We start from the raw sequence: 20,455 nt of genomic DNA on the forward strand, positions 1-20,455 counted from the left end.
AAACCCTTCCGTTTTATGCCTAATTCCACGTACTACGTATACTTAATTATTTTTGTAAGTGTAGTAGATTCTTTATTTAACAGATTTTCAAATTCTTGAGGTGCATCTACAATTTCAACAACCTCTGAAATAAACGGCTTGACATCAATCCGTTTTTCTTTAATAAGTCGAATATATTCCTCTAAGTTCCTGCCTTCTGTCCAGCGAACATATTCATATGGATAATCAATTGCTTCCCTTTCATATACACTGTCGTATCTTCCAGGACCACCTGCTCGAGAAATAAGTAACTGAGCCTCTTTACCAAACATTAAGTCTCTTGGAAAGTCAGGTTCAATGTCACCTACGATGACTGCTTTTCCTTTGTTGCGGATCCATTTCAAACATTCATAAGTGAGTGGAGAGCGCTTTCCTCCCGCACATAAAAGTACGGCATCTGCACCATGGGATTTGGTATGAACCCGAATAGCTTCTTCCAGCTCTTCAACAGTCGCAACTGATTTAATATTGTCTTCCTTCAGCATTTCTACTCGACTTTCGTGAAGATCATACGCTATTACATTATAGGCTGCTGCATTGGCTATTTTGGCAATTAATTGTCCCAATACTCCTAATCCTACGATTACGGCTGTTTCACCAAATTGGAGATTTGCAATACGAAGCGCATGAATGGCAATCGCACCAAGTCCGCCTAAGGCTGCTTCCTTCGGATCGACATGTTCGGGAAGTTTAGCATACAAGGTTTTCGGAACTCTTAATATTTCATCATGATGAACATATGGTGCACCGTAACAAGCAACAAGATCCCCTTTTTTCACATCGGTAATGTCACTACCACATTCAACGACCTCACCCATTGCACTGTAACCAAGATGAACCTGTTTATTTTCACTAATGGATAGCATCGATAGTTCAGTGCCTGGTGAAATGACTGAATACAATGTTTTAACTAATATATAAGAAGGCTTTCCTTCTAGGCTTGGTACTTCATCTTCAATGATTTCAACTTTTTGGTTGAGGGCTACAATTCTTTTCATTTGAAATCCTTCTTCCGTTAATTATTTAGACAGCCACTTTGATAAATTTGCTTTTACAAATTCATCATCATTTAGGTGTGGGTAGCTAGTATAAATACGGTCTAACTCTTCTGCTTGACCAGGACTTAAAACTTCACGATCCACTAAACACCAATTGCCTTGAAGTAGTCCTTGTCTTGCTAAGATTTCATTAATGCCAGCTATACTGCCTTTAAAGCTATTTCGAGAATCAAATATCGCTGCATTGGCATCTGTAATTTGTTGCCCAAGTGTTAATAACCCATTTGGTACTGATTTCTGACCTCTTACCACTTTAATTTCCTCAAACGTGTCCACAACTGTTTTTGTCCAGACAGACCAGTGTCCGAGTAAACCCCCAACGATTTTCTTCTCCACTTTTTGATTGCCAACATTAAATTCAAATGTTGTAAGTAAATCATTGATAATGTTATCATCATTACCCGTGTAAAGAGCGATTTCCTCATTTCGAGGCGATTGGCAAACCGCGCGAACAACGTCAATTGAACAATATCGATCGAAAGGAGCTATTTTTATCGCGTATACATTTGGAATTGAAGCAAATCGTTCCCAAAACTCATACGAGAAAATCCTGCCTCCTACTGCAGGTTGTAAATAAAAACCGAATACTGGAATAACTTCTGCTACTTTTTCAGCGCGTTCAATTAATTCATCCTCGGATACATGATTCAAGCCACCCATGCTCAATAATCCTAAGTCATAGCCAACCTCTTTACTGAACGTTGCCTCTCTAAGAGCCTGTTCAGTAGGTCCGCATATTCCTGCGACTTTAATAAAATGCTCAGGAACATTGGCACGTTTCGTTTCCTCAATCGCGATTGTTAATACTCTTTCATAAAGATTAAATTCAGGATCACGAATTTCAAACTGTGTTGTATGGACTCCTACTGCAATACCGCCTACCCCTGCATCAATATAGTAGCGTGTTAAGGCGCGTTGACCTGATTCATCAAGTTGTCTTGCTTCAGTTAACGCTAGCGGATGAGCAGGAATTACGGTGCCCTCATGAAGCTTTTTCTTAACAGCCTCTTTCAGCATTAAAATGCACCTTCTCTTTCTTGGAAATGTGTCGGTTTATTGATCGTATGACCATCGCTTACAACCCAATCTGCAATCATATCAATCATTTGTTGAACAGTTACTTTTGGATAACCAAATAATTTATGAGCTTGATAAGCATTGTTTAGTAATGCCGTAGGGCTTTCATTATTCACGAATACAGGTTCTTTTTCCATTCGTTTACCAAATTCCGTTGCAAGCCATCTAACTGACAATGTTTCAGGTCCTGTTACATTAATGATTTTTGGTGGATAATTTGTATGCAACAAGGAGCGAATCGCATATTCATTGGCATCTCCCTGCCAGATCACATTGACATTGCCCATTGTTAGATCAATGGGCTTCCCATTGTGTACGGATTTTGCAATTTCTAGTAATACTCCATAGCGTAGGTCAATCGCATAGTTTAAGCGAAAATGAACGATTGGTGTTTGATTTTTATGAGAAAAGTAAGTAAGAACTCGTTCTCTACCTAAGCAGGATTGTGCATATTCACCAACAGGATTAGGCGTCACATCCTCTGTACAACCATTGCTTAAAACAGAAGTGAGTGGATAAACATTTCCTGTTGAAAAAGACACAATTCGTGAATCTTTAAACTTTTCTGCGACCCGTCCTGGAAGATACGCGTTCATAGCCCATGTCCGATATTCATTCCCAACTGTTCCAAATTTTGTACCTGCCATAAAGATAATGTTCTTTAGATTAGGTAGGTTTTGGAGGTCATCTTCCTTTAAAAAATCCGCTTTGATTGTTTCAATTCCACTCGCTTCTAGTTCATCTATTAAACTCTCATCTGAGAATCTTGCAACACCAATTACTTTTTTCGGAAGACCTGACTGCTCTACAGCTCTTTTTGCTAATTTCGCTAATGTCGGCCCCATTTTTCCGCTTACGCCTAATATCATAATATCTCCGTCTAGTTTTTGGATGTCCTTTATTAAATTGGTGCTCGGTGTAGACATAAAATCTTCTAATTCAGCAATCGTTTTCATTTAAATCCTCCTCATATATATTTGACATTTCATTAGGAAAAACATGGTTATTTACTGATTACCTAAATTGTATATTTGGGAATATTAAAAGACAAGTCTCTTAAATGTCTTTAAGTAAAACCTCTTTTATCATTGACAATTGGATAAGTTCCTCTTAATCTAATAATAAGATTATTAAAAGACATATTAAAGAAATGTCTTTAAATGGAGATGACATGATGAAAACAAACCAATTATCAGATCATGGTACTGAAATTATTATTGGCATTGTTAGTCCTGAAGCACTTGAAAAGGAAATAATGAAAGCGCTTGAAGCATTCCCGAATTTTCAGCCACTATTTCTACATTCAACACCCTCATCTATTGATCCGGAGGTTATGACAGCTTTGATCAATAAAGTGGAAGTTCTTTTGTTTACGGAATTTCCAACTTATTTCAAAGCCAAACAGCTAATCGACTTTTCAATACCAGCGCATTACGTTCCCATAATGGGAACTGGACTTTATCGGTCTTTGTTCCTGATAAATAATCAGTATGATACTAAACATTTCTCTATAGATACGGTTGAAGAAAAATATATCCGTCGGATCCTGTATGAATTAAATGAAACGAACTATGTATGTACATCCTATCCCACTTCTATTCAGCCTGATTGTTTTGAGGAAATTGTCTATTTTCACAAAGACAACTATAAACAATATGGTTCCATTGCCATCACTGGCGTTCAGGAAATCGCACAAAAGCTTTCGGAATTGTCTATACCGTATGAATGGGTTACCCCTACTTATCAGGACCTTATTGTATCCCTCGAACGTGCATTACTTGCAACGGAAGCTCGTAAACATAAGGAATCTCAAATCGTTTTTGGGATAATTGATATTGACAAGTTTGATAAAGCTACAGAAAAATACACATCCGAACATGAAGTACAATTATTTAAACTAAAATTCCAACAAATCATGTTAAATTACACAAAGCTCCTTGATGGTCATTTGATTAATTCCGGTGGAGAAGAATTTTCGTTTATCACCACACGCGGTATCTTCGAAAGAGAAACACGCGGTTATAAGTTCATCCCCTTATTGAATTCGGTTAAAACAGAGCTTGGTGTTTCCATCAGCATTGGTGTTGGCTTTGGTCTCTCAGCCGCTGAAGCTGGTAATCACGCGAGATTAGCACTCCGACAATCAAAAGAATTAGGCGGTAATGTTTGTTACATCGTCCGTGAAGACCAAAGTGTGATTGGACCAGTTGATATGATAACCGATACTCAGTATGAAAAATACGACCTATCTATTACAGACGCAGAACTACTGCAAAAAGCAGAAAAAGCTGGAATGTCTGCTGCCTATATGACAAAGCTTATGGCAAGGGTAGCACGCCATAAGAAATTTGATTATACAGCCCAAGAGTTAGCTGACACATTGAACATAACAACAAGGAGTGCCCATCGTATCCTATTAAAATGGATGGATGCCAACTTGGTAGATATAGTAGGCGAAGAAAAGATCACCTACAAAGGAAGACCAAGACGAATTTATAGGCTTAGCTTTATTATTGATGAAAACGAATAAAGAGCAATGTATGTTTAAATAAAATGGCGGGTAAAAGTATTTACCCGCTGTTTTGTTGTGCAGTAGTAATCAATTCTGTCACTATACATACACCCGTTTTCCTGTCTCTTTACTTTCATTAGCTGCTTCAATAAAGCGAATGATTTCTATCGTTTCATGTAGAGGAACACTGGTTTTACCGTTGTTAAAAAAGTTAATAATTTCTTCTAATAAGCTAGCATAAAATGGTTTCGTGGAAGAAGAAATCGCCACATAATGATTCCCTTTTTCAAAGTGAATAATCGCACCGAATTCACCATTTCCTCTTCTACTGCCTCTTATTGTGCCAATCCTTCCATCTTCCCATTGTGAAACAATTAAATCAGAGTCCACAGTAGATACAGAAGTTACATGCTGGGCCCCACAGCCTAAAATGGCATAAAGCATCTCAATCGAATGTATCCCGTACCAAAAATACCCCGGTTGAGTGTCAACCATGTCCATTGGTCCAAAACAGTCGGCTCCAATGATTTTTCCTTTATCTTGAATCCCAATTGCCTTTCTTACCTCTTCGGCAAATCGTAATGCAGAAGAACTCATGATTGGAGTACCGTATTGTTCAGATAGTTTCACCATTTCAGTAGCTTCTCTTGAGGATAGACAAAATGGTTTGTCGACAAATAGTGGCTTTTGATAGCCTACAAGTTTCTTCACCTGTTCAAGATGAGTGCGACCATCAACAGACTCTAGTAGTATTGCATCACATGTCTCTGCTACTTCCTCAATCGTCTTAACCAATTGAACACCACATTGTTCTACTTCCTTTGTTATCCCCTCTATACGAGAATAACTCAACACAAAATCAGACGATCCAACCGGACAGGCTACAGTTACCTTACCACCCTTTATATAAAAGGGGTTGGTCGGATCATTTAACAATTTTGTAAAAGCAGATGCATGTGAAGTATCTAACCCAATCATTCCTATTTTTATATCCCTCATATCATAACTCCTCTATAAACCCAAGATAGATTATTTAAGTCCTGATAGCTGAATGCCTTCTGTAAAATACTTCTGGAAGAACAAGAAGATTAGAAAGGTCGGGATAAATGAAATAGTAGAACCTGCCATCTCAATTCCAAAGTTCCCTTCCTTGCTTAACGTAGAAGCTAACCCAACCGTGATTGGAAACATTTTTTCATTTGTCATATAAATCAGAGGTTGAAATAAATCGTTCCAGTTACTTACAAATGCGAACGTTCCAACAGTAGCAATGGATGGGAATGCTAATGGCATATAAATCTTTCGAAATACATGAAAATCATTGGCTCCATCCATCCTTGCTGCTTCATCTAATTCCATAGGAATACCCTGCATAAATTGACGTACTAAAAACACACCCATAATTGCCCAAAGTTCAGGAACAATCAATGCTTGATATTCATTAATCCACCCAAATTTTGAAAACATGATAAACTTCGGAATGATCAGCAATTGCGATGGAATCATGATGACAGCCATGAAAGTCCAGAATATAAATTCCCTTCCAAAGAATTGCTTTCTTGCAAATATATAGCCTAATAACCCCGCAAAAAACATTTGTGAAAATACAGGGATAACAGTTATTACAACAGAGTTCATAATCCATCGTAAGAAGTTATCATTCCGAAAGAGATACGTAAAGTTATTGATAGATGGATCACTAGGAATCCAAAATAATGGGTCCATTGCTGCAAATGTCGTTTCTTTAAATGAACTTAACACCATGATCAGAAATGGAAGGAGAAAGCAAAAGCCCAAGAAGATTGTGACAATATATTTCATTATTTTTGTAAACAAGTTCGTTCATCTCCCTTACAACTCTCAACTATTAATAGATACCTTGATCCTTACCAAAATATTTTCTCTGAATGAGTGATATAACTAAGATTATTGCGAATAATACGTAAGATAATACGGCTGCGTAGCTAAAGTTCAAATTCGTGAATCCTATTTGATAAAGATAAAAAACAATGGTACTTGTCGAGAAATTTGGTCCTCCGTTTGTTAATAGGAAAGCAGAATCAAAGATTTGGAAAGAACCAATTGTTGTAATGATTAGCACATAGAAATGAATCGGTTTTAATAATGGGAAAGTAATTAACCAAAAGGATTTTAAAGGTGAAGCACCATCGATTTTTGCGGCTTCATACATATCTTTTGGAATGGACTGCAGCCCTGCAAAATAATATATCATTGTACTTCCAGATACTTTGAAAATACTCAAACCAGCCAATACAATTAGGGCTTGTGAAGAATCAGATAAAAATAATTGAGCATCAACACCTAAAAAACTCAGCAGGTAGTTGACAAATCCTGCTTCCGTTCCTGAAAACAGCCATTCCCATATCCCTGCCACAACAACAAATGATGTAACAACAGGTAGGAAGAATATCCCTTTAAAAATTTTCGTAAAACGAATTCCTGATTTTATGACAAGCGCTAAAATCAAACCTATTGCCATTGTAGGGACTATATAATAGAAGGAAAATAAAACCGTGTTCCAAATTGATTTTAAAGCAATCGGATCATCAAATAATTGTTTCCAGTTTCGTAGCCCAACAAACTCAGAAGTACCAATAATCCGATAATTGAGAAATGTTAATACGAAGCTATAAACAAATGGAATGACTTGAAATATTAAAAAATGGATTAAGACGGGTGTCAGTACAATATAAACAATCCCATTTTTTTTCAATTCTTCTTTTATCCTGTTTTTTAAAGGAGGCTTGACCTTTTTTAGAGTTTCTAGAGGTACCGTGTTATGAGTTTCTATGACCTTTTCCAAGCTATCACCTTATTTCTTTATTAATTTACATAAGTTTTAGTAAACAAAGTAAACATTTAATAAACAGAGAGTCTTATTCGCAAGGAATAAAACTCTCTTTACGTAAGAAGCTATTTGTTTACGGCTTCGCTAATTCAGCTTCAATTGCTTCAGCTGCTGCATCTGCTGCTTCTTGAGGAGTTTTTTCTCCTGCCATCATTGTCTGTATTTCAGCTTGAATAAATGGCATGATTGCACGCCCTTTTGGATGAATGACACCAGGTAATGCAAATTCAGTGTATGTTGCGAGTTGGCTCATGTATTTGTTTGAATCAAAGATATCTTTTGCCTCTTCTTGAGTTGGGATATACTGAGTAACTGTATTAAAAATACGTTGGTTTTCAGCATTTGTAACTGCTTTTACAAATTCTGCAGCTGCATCAGGATTATCACTGTTTGAAGGAACAACGAACATTCCTGTCGTACCATATGTTAATTGCTTTTCACCCGTTAAAGGTGGAGCAATTGCGAAATCAAATTTACCTTCTTTTTCCATCATTGTAATACTTATTCCAGATCCAAGTTGTGCCATTATTTTTCCAGCGAACCATAATTCATCTTGTGTGGTTGCTGTAATAGAATCTTCTGGAATATATCCTTTTTGATAGAAATTATTAATCATCTCGAACGCTTTCACACTTTCAGGGCTGTTGATTAACACTTCATTGTCTTCTGTTACAACATCTCCACCAGCTTGCCAAATCCAAGGGTAGATCGTTCCGTTCATGGAACCTCCTCCCAGATAGTTTAATGCATAGAAACCTTTTTCTTTTGCTTTAGCTGCCCACGCGTCAAATTCTTCCCATGTTTTTGGAAGGTTTGCTGGGTCTTCACCAATCGCTTTAACGACATCTAAATTATAAAGGAATGTATAGGCTTCTTGCAGGATCGGCAATCCATACTTCTTGTCTTTCCATGTAGTGGATACTAATGCAGTATCAACAAACCCTTCAAGATCGGATTCTTTTAAGTATGGGTCTAATTCTAGAAGCATTCCAACATCTGCATATTGTGGCATTTGGTCAGGAATAGCATAGAATACATCCGGTCCATTGTTAGCCGCCAAAGCCGTTAGCACTTTTTGGTCTCTGTTTGCCCATGGAATGGTCTCAATATTCACCTCTACATCTGGAAACTCTTTATTGTAATTGGCTGTGATTTCTTTCCACATTTCCTCTTCTTTTGTAGCATCACCTGTATAAGGATGTACCCATACCGTGATTTCACCATCCACTTTTCCATCTTCTTTAGGTTCAGTATTAGAGTCATTGCTACATGCTGAGAAAAGTAAGCTACCTGAAAGCAAAAGTGCCATGAACGAAAAACGTTTCTTTTTCATCTACGAATTACCCCCTATTAAGTTCAAAAATTAAAATCTGAAAGACTAACAATTTGCCACTATATCTTTTATCCATCCCCCCTTTACATAAATCAATTGTCTGAAAACACACAAAATTGAAAGCCTATACATTTGATGTTAAAAAAATTCAGCAATTTCAAATAGTTTTACTAACCTTATTCTAGTTCCTTTGAATTATTGTGACAAGTCTATAAACTGTCTTTAATAAAAAATTGGAATTAATTTAGTACCCTGACAATTACATAGCAATCATACATAGTTCAAACCTTGTGGAAATGGAAACGGAATCGGAAATAGTTCCCCTATATATGAATCTACATTTTTATCTCCTTTTAAGATTAGCTCTTCCAGCTCCAGATTACTGATTGTAACAGAATCCTTAGTATATGTAAGGCTTTTATTGTTTTCATCTATATTTAAAATCTGGAGCTTATCTTTAAAATAAGGAGCAAGCTGCTGCAAAAGCAACTCTAGATTCATAATTTTAATCGTTCCCGGAAATGATTGTTCTACTTTTTCCGGTAATGGATCAAGCTTTTGTAACAACTCTTTTTCATAAGCTGGCACATTAAATAGTAAGGATTTTATCCCGTATGTAAATGCTTCTGTAAGCAAACTCAGAACGGCTACTGGGTCTCCTCCCCATTCAATAATTCGAGACTCAACGTTTTCTTGTTCCTGATATGGCTCTCCAAATATTAAAAATGCTTTTATTTCCTTGTTCTCTTCTGCAACAAGAACCTTGTGCTTCATTTTGAAAATACTAGCAAATCCAGCCGACTCATTGAGTTGAGCCATTTCAAATAAACTTTGTTCATAACGTATTGGTCGGCGATGACTTAGTTTTCTCATTTGAAACCAGTCTGTAGGCTGGAGCTCACGAACATGATAAGCTTTCTCCGGCTTTAGGTCGTACTGATGAAGCTTATATTGCTTCAACTTTCCATAAAACGTGCAACCTTGTTTGATGTAGAGTGGCAAATCTCCAGAAATAAAGAGAATTGAAGCCCCTGACTTGTTGACATGATCAAAAATCATTTGTAAAAGCGTGTTGGCTAACCCTCTTTTCCTGTAATCTGGCTCCGTGCATACAGCACCTATTGAATAAGCTTGAACTTCTGCGCCTTCTATATGAAGTACAGATGGCACCAATCCAATAAAGGAAACTAATCTACCTTCCATAAAAGCACCATATGATTGATGGAAGGCTTGTGAGAAAACTTGTGGAAACGCAACTCCCATGGAGACGTGGCCTTCCTTGCGAAACACTTTATCTGCCAATTCAATTGCCTGCTGAAAATCGCTTTTTTCTAGTAACCGGTATTCAACCATTTAATTCACCTCACCTTTTTACATTTCATTAGGAATAACAAGAATTAGAGGACAACTTCTTATCCTCTCAGCAAAAATGTAATCGCTAACAGTTTGAATCATGTTATAATACAACTAAACTTTCTGAACTTACTTTCTATTTTATTTGAAATTTTATAAGTGACAAGTCTATTAAGTGTCTTTAATTTGTTCCGTATATATTTTTTTCATAATGAGGTGACATATAGTGGGTGGCTGGGAAAAATTTAATCATTATGCGTCGTGGATGGTAAAAATAGCTTATTTAAATTTACTGTGGATCGGCTATACTATTGTAGGATTAGGGGTATTTGGCTTATTCCCCGCAACGGGTGCCATGTTTGCTATTGTTCAAAAATGGATGCGAAACGAACCAGTTGATCGTATATTTCATTCGTTTTGGAAAATCTTTAGAAAAGAATTTATCTCCCTAAACAAGTTTGGGCTATTCTTTATCTTGATCGGCTATGTATTAGTGTATGACTTTATGTTTGTATATAAGAATGTGGACAAGCTACAGTTGCTGTTTCCAGTGCTCCTGTTTTTAGCGATTTGTTATTTGGTAACGTTACTATATTTCTTTCCTATCTACACGAAATTTAAGTTGAAATACTTTCAATATGTAAAACAATCATTTTTACTAGGTGCTAGTTCCCTTATAGAGACAATTCTTATTTTCACAGCTTGCATGCTGCTTGGTATTATTCTAAATTTTATACCAGGGATTATCCCATTGTTTACAGGAAGTGTAATGGCTGTAGTGGTTACGTGGTGCAGCAACCGTGCCCTTGCGAAAATGAAAAACCGGAAAAAAATTGTGACGTTTTAATAAATATCTGGCTTCTTATAAAACAAATTGAACTTTTAATAATCATAAAGCAAAAAGACTAGGATAAACGAATCCTAGTTTTTTCTTTGCTGACTTGTTGATACATACTCTTACCAAATTTCATTTTGGGTTACTGTTTCCCCACCACCCCTTCTTTCTGAAGTAAAACGCAATCATAAGGCCAATTCCAAACATAAGAATGAGGACATACACGTAGCCAAATTCCCATTTTAATTCAGGTATGAGCTCAAAATTCATTCCATACATACCTGCAATAAAAGTCATTGGGATAAAAATGACGCTCACTAAAGTTAGCGTCTTCATAATCGCGTTCGTATGATCTGCTTTTAGAGACATTTGTAAATCAAACACTCCACTTAACGTCTCAATAAAAGTATCAAATGCACTTATCACCCTTTGAAAATTGTTTTCTAATGTTTTTAAGTAAATCCCTGAGTCTTCATTAATGATAGTTGTTTCGGCATTCCCGATATCCCTAATCACACTCTCCTGTGCCTCGACTACCTGTCTTAAATGATGAATCCTCCCTTTCCAATTATAAACACTGTGACCAATTTCATTGGCAAAGGGAGTTTTAAATACATTCCTTTCAAGCATTTGAATCTCATTAGAAACATAATCAACAGCTTCTAAATAATATTTACTTACCTCCTCCAACATATGATAAAGAATATGACCAGGACTGGACATGTGATTTGGGTGGTCTTTAAAATCCTCGATTAGGGCAGAGAGAATCTCTATGTCATTTTTTTCTTCGTGAGAAATGACATAATTCTCACCCATTAAGATACTTATTCTTACATTTTTATAATCTTCTTTAATTGCAAATGTCGATACATACATATGGTTTTTATAAAAGTCCATTCTAGGTGTTTCACTAAAAGAGGCTATGGCATTTGCCGCAAGAGGGTGCAACTGCAGCGTTTCAATTATCTTTTCTAATTGATGTTTATTTGAGTAGGTAAGATGAACCCAAACCGTATCCCCTTTTTGGTGTGGCAGTGAAAAATTAAACAATTCCTGTATGGATGTTTTGTTAGATCTATACAGTAAAACGGAAGGGTGATTCTTGTTCTCGGCTTCAATTTCCATTTAACATAATCCTTTCGCTATTTTTTATTTATTATGTAATACTGGAGGAATTTTATAAATTTATTATTTTAGGAAGAGCTGGAATGAATTTGTTTTCTATGAGATTTCAGGATGTGATTCATTTTGTAAACGAAGAAATTGTGTTTCTGTTTGAACACTAGCATGCTACGGAGAAATTCGGTGTTATCTTTGTCTTTAACGTGTTAATAATGATCATTTTTTTCCACATTTATTAATGAACAATTTCATGAATTCCAAGATTCTACTTAAAGTCCGTTAAAAGTCTTGATTATTGCAATTATTCTTATACACTTTTAAGTAAGTTTGAAAGAGTTATCATGTATAAGCCCATCTAAGGAGGATATCAAAATGGATTTCAGTCAATTACATTATTATGTTCCTACCCCAAAAACTAATGAACCGTCTGTCATACAAAGAGATTTAATCGTTTATGGTGCAACTCCTGCAGGAATTACATCAGCAATACAGGCAAAATGTATGGGTCTATCTGTCGTCATTGCCGAATTCAGCAAGAATGTTGGTGGCATTACTGCAAGTGGTTTGGGGGCCTCTGATATTGGCGCAAAGGAAGCAATAGGTGGTTTATCAAGAGTATTCTTTCAGGAGTTAGGAAACTATTACAATACAAACGAACAGTGGACTTTTGAACCGAAAGCAGCCAAATATGTATTTGAAAAATGGCTCAAGGACTACGAGATTGAAGTTATTTATAATCAGCATGTAGTAGAAGTTAAAAAAGAGAATAACAGGATAACAGAAATATTGATGGAAGATGGAACTACATATATTGGAGAATTTTTCATTGACACTAGCTATGAGGGAGACGTAATGGCGAAAGCAGGTGTCAGATACTTTGTTGGCAGAGAATCGAACGCCACTTACAAAGAAAGATACAATGGAATCCAATTTGGACACCCCCACCATCAATTTGAAAAATGGATTGATCCGTATGTAATTGAGGGTGACCCTTCAAGTGGAATATTGCCTGGTAATACAGAAACTGCCCTTGAAACCATTGGCTATCAAGGTCAAGGCGACAAGCGAATTCAAGCCTATAATTTTCGAATATGTTTAACAAAAACAACTGCTAATCGTGTTCCATTTCCGAAACCTTCCTCCTATGACCGGGAGCGCTTTGCGTTGTTATTACGTTATATCAATGCGGGAGTATGGGATGCAATGAATCTACATACCTTGTTACCTAACGGAAAGACGGATTTAAATAATTACGGAGGATTTTCAACAGACTATATCGGGATGAATTATGAATGGCCGGACGGAGATTACGAAACACGCGAAAGAATCTTCCAAGACCATTTTACATATAATCTCGGATTGCTCTATTTTTTAGCCAATGATGAACAAGTTCCAGAAGAGATTCGAGACGAGGTCTCCCAATGGGGTTTAGCACGAGATGAATTCGAAGAAACTGGACATTGGCCTCATCAACTCTATATTCGAGAAGCTAAAAGAATGATAGCGGATTATGTAATGACAGATCATAATTGTTTAGGTGACGTAACCGTTGAAGATTCTATCGGACTCGCATCCTATCAAATGGATTCTCATCATGTTAGAAGATTACTTATTGATGGACGTGTCTATAATGAAGGTGACGTTGAAATACCGATATCACCATATCCAATCTCCTATCGTTCAATACGTCCAAAGGCTGAAGAGTGCACAAACTTACTCGTTCCCGTATGTTTATCAAGTTCACATATTGCCTATGGTTCAATACGGATGGAGCCCGTGTTCATGATTTTAGGTCAATCAGCAGGGGCAGCCGCCGCTTTAGCCCATAAAAATAAAACAACCGTACAAGGTATATCTTATGAACAGAAAAAAAAGAATTACTCTCTTACGGACAAGTACTACAATGGGACGATTCAATTGAAGATGACCCGGTGTTACGAATGAAGGAAACGTTTGGGAAGAAATAAACTGAAGGACTACATTTCAATGATAATGTAGTCCTTTTTCTTGTTACTTTAAAATTTTTACCGTGATTGTTTGGTCCTCTCTAATATCTAAGAATTCTTTGCTATTTAAAGAGGAAACCATAGAATTTTTCAAAATAGAAATACTAGTTGTGTCTATATTTTTGTTTGCTTTGAATTTAAGTACAGCAATTTTGTCATCTTCCTCGAGTGACTTTCCTGTAGGTAATGTAGCTGATATTTTTACTTTGCCAGATTCCTTTTCCACTTCTAATTCTGTACCCTTCTCACTAAATGGGCCAACCCCTTTTGCTGTTATGAACTTTAGATCTTTTTCGTTGTAGTCTAGTTGAGCTATCAATTTATCAAGTTGATTTACCTGATTGGCGTAGAGAGCTACCTCAAACACTTCACCTTGTTTAACATGTAATGGACCATTAAGATGTAATTTTCCTGGATGTGTTTTATCTGTAATGCTTACCTTATTCATTAATGTTCGGTTAGAACGTGGCGAATAGTAAAGATGTCCATCCTCCCCTATCGTGAATGCTTCAGAATCCTCAAAGTAATGAAAATCAAGGGTAATCGGATCAATAGCAACTAATCGGCGACCAAGCTGCATGTAAAGAATATCAAGATGCCATTCGACATTATAAGCACCCCATTGACCCCAAGAACCATCAGATGGGAATAGATTTTTATACTTAATTAAAGCAAGTGATTCTGGATCAAGCGCAAAAACAATTCCATTTACAGCTCCCCAAAGTAACCCATCAGGACCAATTGAAAGTCCACCAATTGCGGGAGGGCTATAAAGTCCAGGAATATCTAAAGAAATTTCTTTAAGTTTCTTTTCATTTTTGATATCCCATACAAAGACTTTAGCTTCAGTTGCCTTTGTTTGAGAACTTAATCCACCATTAATACTAGTTGAGCCATAAATTTTTCCGTCTTTATGTGCTAAAGAAATAATACTTTGATTTTCAACTATATTCCGGTGCACTTTGTAGGATTCTTTTGGGTTTTGACCAGCAGGGTCATATACCATTAGCGCCCCACCAAGTTCACCATAGTCAGGTATCGATCCTAAATAGATTTTTCCTCTGACTTCAATTCCACTTATTGGACGGTCCTGTGCTTCTCCAATATTAAATAGTTTCTTAGGTTTATCACCACTTGCTGGGATATATTCCTCAAAAGCCCCTCCCGGATAAACTCCGAAGTAGACTTTGTCTTGATAAGGAATGACTGCCCCAGCTTGCCCCATTGGGAAAAGCTTCAATCCTTCTGTAAACACATCATATTCAGCTGCCTTTGAAGCTTGCATACCGGTAATATAAACTTTTCCGTTTGCTCCCTTCTTAAATACATGAGTGATAGAAGGTGATGGTGGCAAGAAATTAGTAATGGTTTTGATTTTTCCAGTAGCTGGATTAAAAAAGATATAGCTACCTGCAAAATTCATCGTAACCAAACTTGTACCTGGGAGTTCAGGGTCCGGTGATTCAACCCAATCTACCCCTCTGAATCCTGTACCAAAATCTACAATTTCAACTAACTCAAATGTATTGACATCAAAGGAAGCAATTTTCCCGTTAAAGGGCATGTAAATCTTCCCATCAAGAGATGTTTTCGGAAGATGGAGACCGGAACTACTGTTTTCTATTTTAATATCTTCCCATTTTTCCGCCTCCAAATTATATACATACCTTGTTTGTGACGTTTCAAAACGTGCAATTAACAGTCTGTCATCGACAATATCTAAGTCATATACATAGCCTTCTTCATTTAGAGGAGAAGCTATTTCAATCTTTTCGCCTGTTTTTACATCAAGTTTATAAATCTCTCCAAGCGATGTTCCACCATACACATATCCATTGCTATAATCAATCGAACGGACATATTCTTGGCTAATATGACCCATTAGTCGACCATAATCATGTGCTGTTTGGGTAGAAGGATCATATTTAATAATTTTCCCTAATGGACCTGTTGCAATATATACATTGCCCTCTTCGTCATGCTCAAGTGCCCAAAACACATTCTCGGTACTATGTGTATAGACCTTTTTAATGTCCTTATTTATCGGAGAATACACCCACAACTGTCCACCTGCAGCAACATATACGTCACCGTTCGGTACAACCGTATGGCTCCAAACATCTCCTGCACCTTCCATCGGTAAGCTACGGATAAGTTTATGCTCATCAATATTGATTACATGGAATATTGGCGGAATTCCTTTCACGGTTGTATACATGACATTAACACCATCTTCCACGCCAGTTTGTCCATCAAACAAACCGATTGTATCTGCAATCGGGGGGTTGAGATTTTTAGGCTGGCTAAAAGATAAGTTTGCTAGTTTTTCATTTATTTCTCCAATTGTAATCAATGAAGTTTGATCGCGTCCAAGCTTAAATTCATTATTCATGACTGTTTCTTTACTTAAGACTGTCCATGCTTGCCCAGACTCAGAACCTGCTTTGAATTGTAATTGAACCATACTTGAGTCAGATTTTATAGGTTGCTCAGGATTTGTAGAAGCCACAATGCCTATTCTTCCTTTAGATTCTTCTACGTTTACTGAAGCAGATTCTGTTGCAAAATCTCCTAATGGTTCATAACCTAAAAATTGCAGATTTTCACGATCATAGTAGACATCCCCTTGAATATGATAAAGCTCTTTTACATTTGTAGCATCTAACGTAACTGTAAAAGTCTCTCCTTCAGCAATTTGTTTAGGTGCTGTTATTGACAGATTTGCTGGTGACTGATCTGCCTCATGAAGTATCGCTATATCATCATAATAAGCTTCGGCTATTTGATACGATGTCGAATATAATACCATACGTGCATAAACTGCATCAGCCGGAGCAACTACCTCTCTGGTATAAATATCGCTCCATTCCTCTACCGGAACGTCTTTCCCGGATGCATAATGCATTTCAGTGGCACCTACATCTATGCGAACATCATCTTCATTATAAAAACGAATATCAATACTTGCTGTACCACCATCTTTGAGATACAACTTGCTTGAACCGGTGTAAGTATCCCCTGGAGTAACAGAAACATAATCACTTTGTAAAGCTACTGAACCGTTTCTCACTTGGTCATATATCTTTAGACTAAAATCACCTGAAGCACTGATTTCATTATTCAATTCATAATAGAAATCAGAGCCCACATTAAATAATGATTCCCAGTATTGAATATTCCCATTGTACAAAGGCTTCTCAAAACTTGAATTTCGTATATCTGTTCCGATGGGTTCTATCCCTCTTTCTCCCTCAACCGCTACATCATCAAAGTATGCCTGTGCAATTGCATAACTTGTTGTATAGACTACTATTTTTGCGGATTTCGCATTACTTGGAGCTTTAGCTGATGGTGTAGAGACCTTTGTCCATTGCTCGATTGGAAAGCCTTTTGACGTTTCACTATGTGTGACATACTCCTCAGTTTGAATCTTACTATTCTTTTCATCATAAAACTCAATGCGAATACTAGCTGTACTATTTGCCTTCATGAATAACATTGCAGTACCAGTGTATAAATCTCCTGGTTTTACTTCAATTGAATCGCTTAATAAACCAACTGATTTATCTCTAAACTCGTCTGAAAGATAAAGGCTATTTTCTCCAGTTGCACTTTGTTCTTTTGATACTTCAAACGTAAATCCGTCCCCTGTCTGAAACATAGATGTCCAACCCGTGATTTTGCCATCCACTACAGAATCTTCAAAACTACCATTCTTTACAGGAATAGTACTTGAAGTAGTAGCGGCACCTACTGTTTCTAAAAATAGTGGTGTTCCTTGAAACAAATTTGTAAGCGTTAATAAAACACATAGCGTTAACATTATTACTTTCCTAATCTTCGCCAAATTATAACCCCTCTCCTATTTTAAATAGAAACGTTAATATCTTTAAATCTATTTCATTGTATTGATATCGTAATTGTGTGACAAGTCTGAAAACTGTCTTTAAGTTAGCATATAGGTAAACACGTCTTTCGTAGGATAACACGGTTCTACCACCCTCCTACTATAGACCTAAAATCTTTATCGTCATTTTAAAGACTAGGTTCCTTCTTTATCCTTTAATTGAAATCAGAAAATTTCCAATAATTTTTCACTCTCATTTGCACAACTAGAGTGATTTAGTGAAAGAAAGGAGGTATATTTCGCAATTTATTTTGTGCAATTTCATAAAGGTGAGTCGAACAACTAAGGATTTTTTCAATTAAGTGCTCATATCCCTATCAAAACATGAAAGGATGAAAAGCGATGAAAAGAAAATCAATCATGTATTCTTTGATCACAGTATTAGTCTTCTCTTTATTTTCAAGTGTCATTGGTAACCATCAGATATCTGCTGAAGAGGGCCATATTCGTGAGATTGGGACCGTACTTAATTCTGTTTCTGTTCCTGCAGCTGATTATGGAAAAGGCCCAAATGGGGAAGATTGGGTATACGCTGTCGCTAACGGTTCCCCTGCTGTGTTTAACGTACTAGATGCAAAAACTGGAGAGCGCATTGCAAATTTTCCACTTGATGGAGCAAGTGGTGCATGGGGAGTCACTGTTGATCCTATGGGAAATGTCTATATCGGAACGTACTCTAATGCCTCATTGTTTAAATATGTACCAGGTGCAGACCATGTAGAAAACCTAGGAAATCCAATCCCAGGTGAATCGTTTTTATGGCGTCTAAAATCAGATGAAGATGGCCGCATTTACGGGGGAACCTTTCCAAGCGGAAAAGTATTTCAATATGATCCTGAAACTAAGAAATTTCGCGATTATGGACAAGTAAAAGATGGACAGCAATATGCCAGAGGACTTGATGTTTATAAGAATAAACTTTATGTAGGACTTGGAACTCAAGGAGCAAATTTAATCGAACTAGATATACATACAGGTGAAAAAGTTGAGATTCCACTACCTGAAAAGTATGCGAAAAGGACCTATATATATGATATTGATGTAGTTCGCAATAAAATGTTTGCAAGGGCAACTGGTTCTAGTAATACAATTCTCGTTTATGATTTAAAAACAATGAATATTGTGGATGAAATTGAGGGTGCTAATGGACTTGATGTATCCGAACCAGGTCCTGGAAACTTGGTCTATTTTATCAAAAACGAACAACTCTTCTCATACGATTTAAACTCATTAAAATTAACACCTACTGGTTTTGACAATCTTTTCTCGGCAAGAGATTTCGGTTGGGCGCAATTCGAAAATAGTGAATTTCCTGGAAAGACATTAGTTTCAATTGCTTGGGATGGAAAAATTCGTCACTACAATCCAATCACTGGAAATCATCGTATTTTACAAGGACAATTAAGTGGTCAACCGGTAAGTATCCAATCCCTAACGCAAGGCCCTAACGGTAATATTTTTGTTGGTGGCTATTTATCTGGTGGACTTGCCCAATATGATTATGAAACTGGTCAAGTTATTGAAAATAAGGGGCTTGGACAAATCGAAGGAATGATTGCCCATCAAAATCGATTGTATATGGGAATTTATCCAGGCGGGTTCTTATATTCCTACGATCCTACTGAAAGCTATGAAATGGGTATAAATCCAGTTGAACATTTCGGCTTGAAATCAGAGGGTCAGGATCGCCCCTTTGCTTTAGAATCTGCTGGTAATCTATTAGCTATTGGAACAGTTCCGGATTATGGACAACTAGGTGGTGCTTTAACGATTTTTAATCCAGCATCAAATGATTATACTCTTCACCGGAATATCGTAGAAAATCAAAGTGTCATTTCATTGGCGTATCAGGATGGGCTTCTATATGGTGGTACTTCTGTTTGGGGCGGACTAGGTATTGCTCCTACAGAAAATGAAGCGAAGTTGTTTGTTTATAATATGCAAACGGGTGAAAAGCAATTTGAAACCATTCCAGTTCCAGGTGAAAAAGCCATTTCAGCCCTAACCTTTGATGATGATGGAAACCTATGGGGGCTTACTTCTGGCATCTTATTTAAATTCGACACGACTATTAATCAGGTTGTTGAGACAAAGGAACTGTATCAAGTAAATTGGGATTCAATTAGTCATTTATGGCGGGAAGGTTTTTTACAGTTTGATGATGGTTATTTATACGGTCAAGTACGGGGAGATATAGTGAAAATTAACCCCGATACATTGGATCATGAAGTATTAGCAGAGGATACCAAACTATTTGCAATGGATCCTGATGGCAATATCTATTTTGCTAGAGGTACCAAGCTATATCAATATGAAAGATAGATTAGCAGCGAGATACATTTCT

Annotated in this window: 14 protein-coding genes; 4 read left to right on the forward strand and 10 right to left on the reverse strand. The window is 36.8% G+C overall.

The window, feature by feature from the left end; genetic code table 11:
- Positions 1–32: 32 nt before the first annotated feature.
- The 3 genes from V7138_RS06775 to V7138_RS06785 are packed head-to-tail and all read right to left on the reverse strand — an operon-like array spanning position 33 to position 3,130.
- Entirely contained in the window at positions 33–1,037 is a 1,005-nt protein-coding gene (locus tag V7138_RS06775) for a zinc-dependent alcohol dehydrogenase (RefSeq protein ID WP_335395267.1), read from the reverse strand.
- Positions 1,038–1,058: 21 nt separating this feature from the next.
- On the reverse strand, positions 1,059–2,114 hold the full coding sequence (locus tag V7138_RS06780) for a dihydrodipicolinate synthase family protein (protein WP_335395270.1): 1,056 nt from the start codon (positions 2,112–2,114) through the stop codon (positions 1,059–1,061).
- Positions 2,114–3,130, reverse strand: coding sequence for an NAD-dependent epimerase/dehydratase family protein (locus V7138_RS06785; protein ID WP_335395273.1), 1,017 nt, complete (start codon positions 3,128–3,130; stop codon positions 2,114–2,116). Before V7138_RS06785 ends, V7138_RS06780 begins: the two co-directional genes overlap by 1 nt.
- 218 nt (positions 3,131–3,348) lie before the next feature.
- On the opposite strand from V7138_RS06785, the gene V7138_RS06790 reads away from it, so the two are divergent.
- Positions 3,349–4,704, forward strand: coding sequence for a hypothetical protein (locus V7138_RS06790; protein ID WP_335395274.1), 1,356 nt, complete (start codon positions 3,349–3,351; stop codon positions 4,702–4,704).
- A gap of 81 nt (positions 4,705–4,785) precedes the next feature.
- On the opposite strand, the gene V7138_RS06795 is transcribed toward V7138_RS06790, so the two are convergent.
- The 5 genes from V7138_RS06795 to V7138_RS06815 form a co-directional block, all read right to left on the reverse strand.
- On the reverse strand, positions 4,786–5,685 hold the full coding sequence (locus tag V7138_RS06795; protein ID WP_335395275.1) for a Gfo/Idh/MocA family protein: 900 nt from the start codon (positions 5,683–5,685) through the stop codon (positions 4,786–4,788).
- Positions 5,686–5,715: 30 nt separating this feature from the next.
- Positions 5,716–6,507 carry a carbohydrate ABC transporter permease gene (locus V7138_RS06800; RefSeq protein WP_335395538.1) on the reverse strand — a complete coding sequence of 264 codons (792 nt, stop codon included), beginning with the start codon at positions 6,505–6,507 and terminating at the stop codon, positions 5,716–5,718.
- 46 nt (positions 6,508–6,553) lie between these two features.
- Positions 6,554–7,420, reverse strand: a complete 867-nt coding sequence (locus V7138_RS06805) for a carbohydrate ABC transporter permease (protein WP_335395277.1) — start codon at positions 7,418–7,420, stop codon at positions 6,554–6,556.
- Between the two features lie 208 nt (positions 7,421–7,628).
- Positions 7,629–8,888 carry a sugar ABC transporter substrate-binding protein gene (locus V7138_RS06810; protein ID WP_335395280.1) on the reverse strand — a complete coding sequence of 420 codons (1,260 nt, stop codon included), beginning with the start codon at positions 8,886–8,888 and terminating at the stop codon, positions 7,629–7,631.
- 270 nt (positions 8,889–9,158) lie between these two features.
- Positions 9,159–10,241, reverse strand: a complete 1,083-nt coding sequence (locus V7138_RS06815; RefSeq protein ID WP_335395281.1) for a GNAT family N-acetyltransferase — start codon at positions 10,239–10,241, stop codon at positions 9,159–9,161.
- Between the two features lie 226 nt (positions 10,242–10,467).
- Between V7138_RS06815 and V7138_RS06820 the strand changes: the two genes are divergently transcribed.
- Positions 10,468–11,088 (forward strand): YesL family protein, encoded by a 621-nt coding sequence (locus tag V7138_RS06820; RefSeq protein WP_335395282.1) that lies wholly within the window; start codon positions 10,468–10,470, stop codon positions 11,086–11,088.
- A 120-nt stretch (positions 11,089–11,208) separates the two neighbouring features.
- Here V7138_RS06820 and V7138_RS06825 read toward each other — a convergent pair whose 3' ends face one another.
- Positions 11,209–12,201 (reverse strand): magnesium transporter CorA family protein, encoded by a 993-nt coding sequence (locus V7138_RS06825; protein ID WP_335395285.1) that lies wholly within the window; start codon positions 12,199–12,201, stop codon positions 11,209–11,211.
- A 369-nt stretch (positions 12,202–12,570) separates the two neighbouring features.
- Between V7138_RS06825 and V7138_RS06830 the strand changes: the two genes are divergently transcribed.
- Positions 12,571–14,142, forward strand: a complete 1,572-nt coding sequence (locus V7138_RS06830; RefSeq protein ID WP_335395287.1) for an FAD-dependent oxidoreductase — start codon at positions 12,571–12,573, stop codon at positions 14,140–14,142.
- 66 nt (positions 14,143–14,208) lie between these two features.
- Here V7138_RS06830 and V7138_RS06835 read toward each other — a convergent pair whose 3' ends face one another.
- Positions 14,209–18,051: a cohesin domain-containing protein gene (locus V7138_RS06835; protein ID WP_335395288.1), complete on the reverse strand. Its 3,843-nt coding sequence runs from the start codon at positions 18,049–18,051 to the stop codon at positions 14,209–14,211.
- A gap of 402 nt (positions 18,052–18,453) precedes the next feature.
- Here V7138_RS06835 and V7138_RS06840 point away from each other — a divergent pair, with 402 nt between their 5' ends.
- Positions 18,454–20,433, forward strand: coding sequence for a WD40 repeat domain-containing protein (locus V7138_RS06840; protein WP_335395290.1), 1,980 nt, complete (start codon positions 18,454–18,456; stop codon positions 20,431–20,433).
- Positions 20,434–20,455: the final 22 nt, after the last annotated feature.

Origin of the sequence: Bacillus sp. JJ1533, assembly GCF_036965045.1 — a bacterium.
In the GTDB taxonomy this organism is placed as follows: domain Bacteria; phylum Bacillota; class Bacilli; order Bacillales; family Bacillaceae_L; genus Ferdinandcohnia.

What these genes read in the sequence shown, in the direction of transcription:
- V7138_RS06775 (WP_335395267.1), bottom strand. Translation starts at nt 1,037, where the DNA reads ATGAAAAGAATTGTAGCCCTCAACCAAAAAGTTGAAATCATTGAAGAT.
- V7138_RS06790 (WP_335395274.1), top strand. Translation starts at nt 3,349, where the DNA reads ATGAAAACAAACCAATTATCAGATCATGGTACTGAAATTATTATTGGC.
- V7138_RS06795 (WP_335395275.1), bottom strand. Translation starts at nt 5,685, where the DNA reads ATGAGGGATATAAAAATAGGAATGATTGGGTTAGATACTTCACATGCA.
- V7138_RS06810 (WP_335395280.1), bottom strand. Translation starts at nt 8,888, where the DNA reads ATGAAAAAGAAACGTTTTTCGTTCATGGCACTTTTGCTTTCAGGTAGC.
- V7138_RS06830 (WP_335395287.1), top strand. Translation starts at nt 12,571, where the DNA reads ATGGATTTCAGTCAATTACATTATTATGTTCCTACCCCAAAAACTAAT.
- V7138_RS06840 (WP_335395290.1), top strand. Translation starts at nt 18,454, where the DNA reads ATGAAAAGAAAATCAATCATGTATTCTTTGATCACAGTATTAGTCTTC.
- V7138_RS06785 (WP_335395273.1), bottom strand. Translation starts at nt 3,130, where the DNA reads ATGAAAACGATTGCTGAATTAGAAGATTTTATGTCTACACCGAGCACC.
- V7138_RS06780 (WP_335395270.1), bottom strand. Translation starts at nt 2,114, where the DNA reads ATGCTGAAAGAGGCTGTTAAGAAAAAGCTTCATGAGGGCACCGTAATT.
- V7138_RS06800 (WP_335395538.1), bottom strand. Translation starts at nt 6,507, where the DNA reads ATGAAATATATTGTCACAATCTTCTTGGGCTTTTGCTTTCTCCTTCCA.
- V7138_RS06815 (WP_335395281.1), bottom strand. Translation starts at nt 10,241, where the DNA reads ATGGTTGAATACCGGTTACTAGAAAAAAGCGATTTTCAGCAGGCAATT.
- V7138_RS06825 (WP_335395285.1), bottom strand. Translation starts at nt 12,201, where the DNA reads ATGGAAATTGAAGCCGAGAACAAGAATCACCCTTCCGTTTTACTGTAT.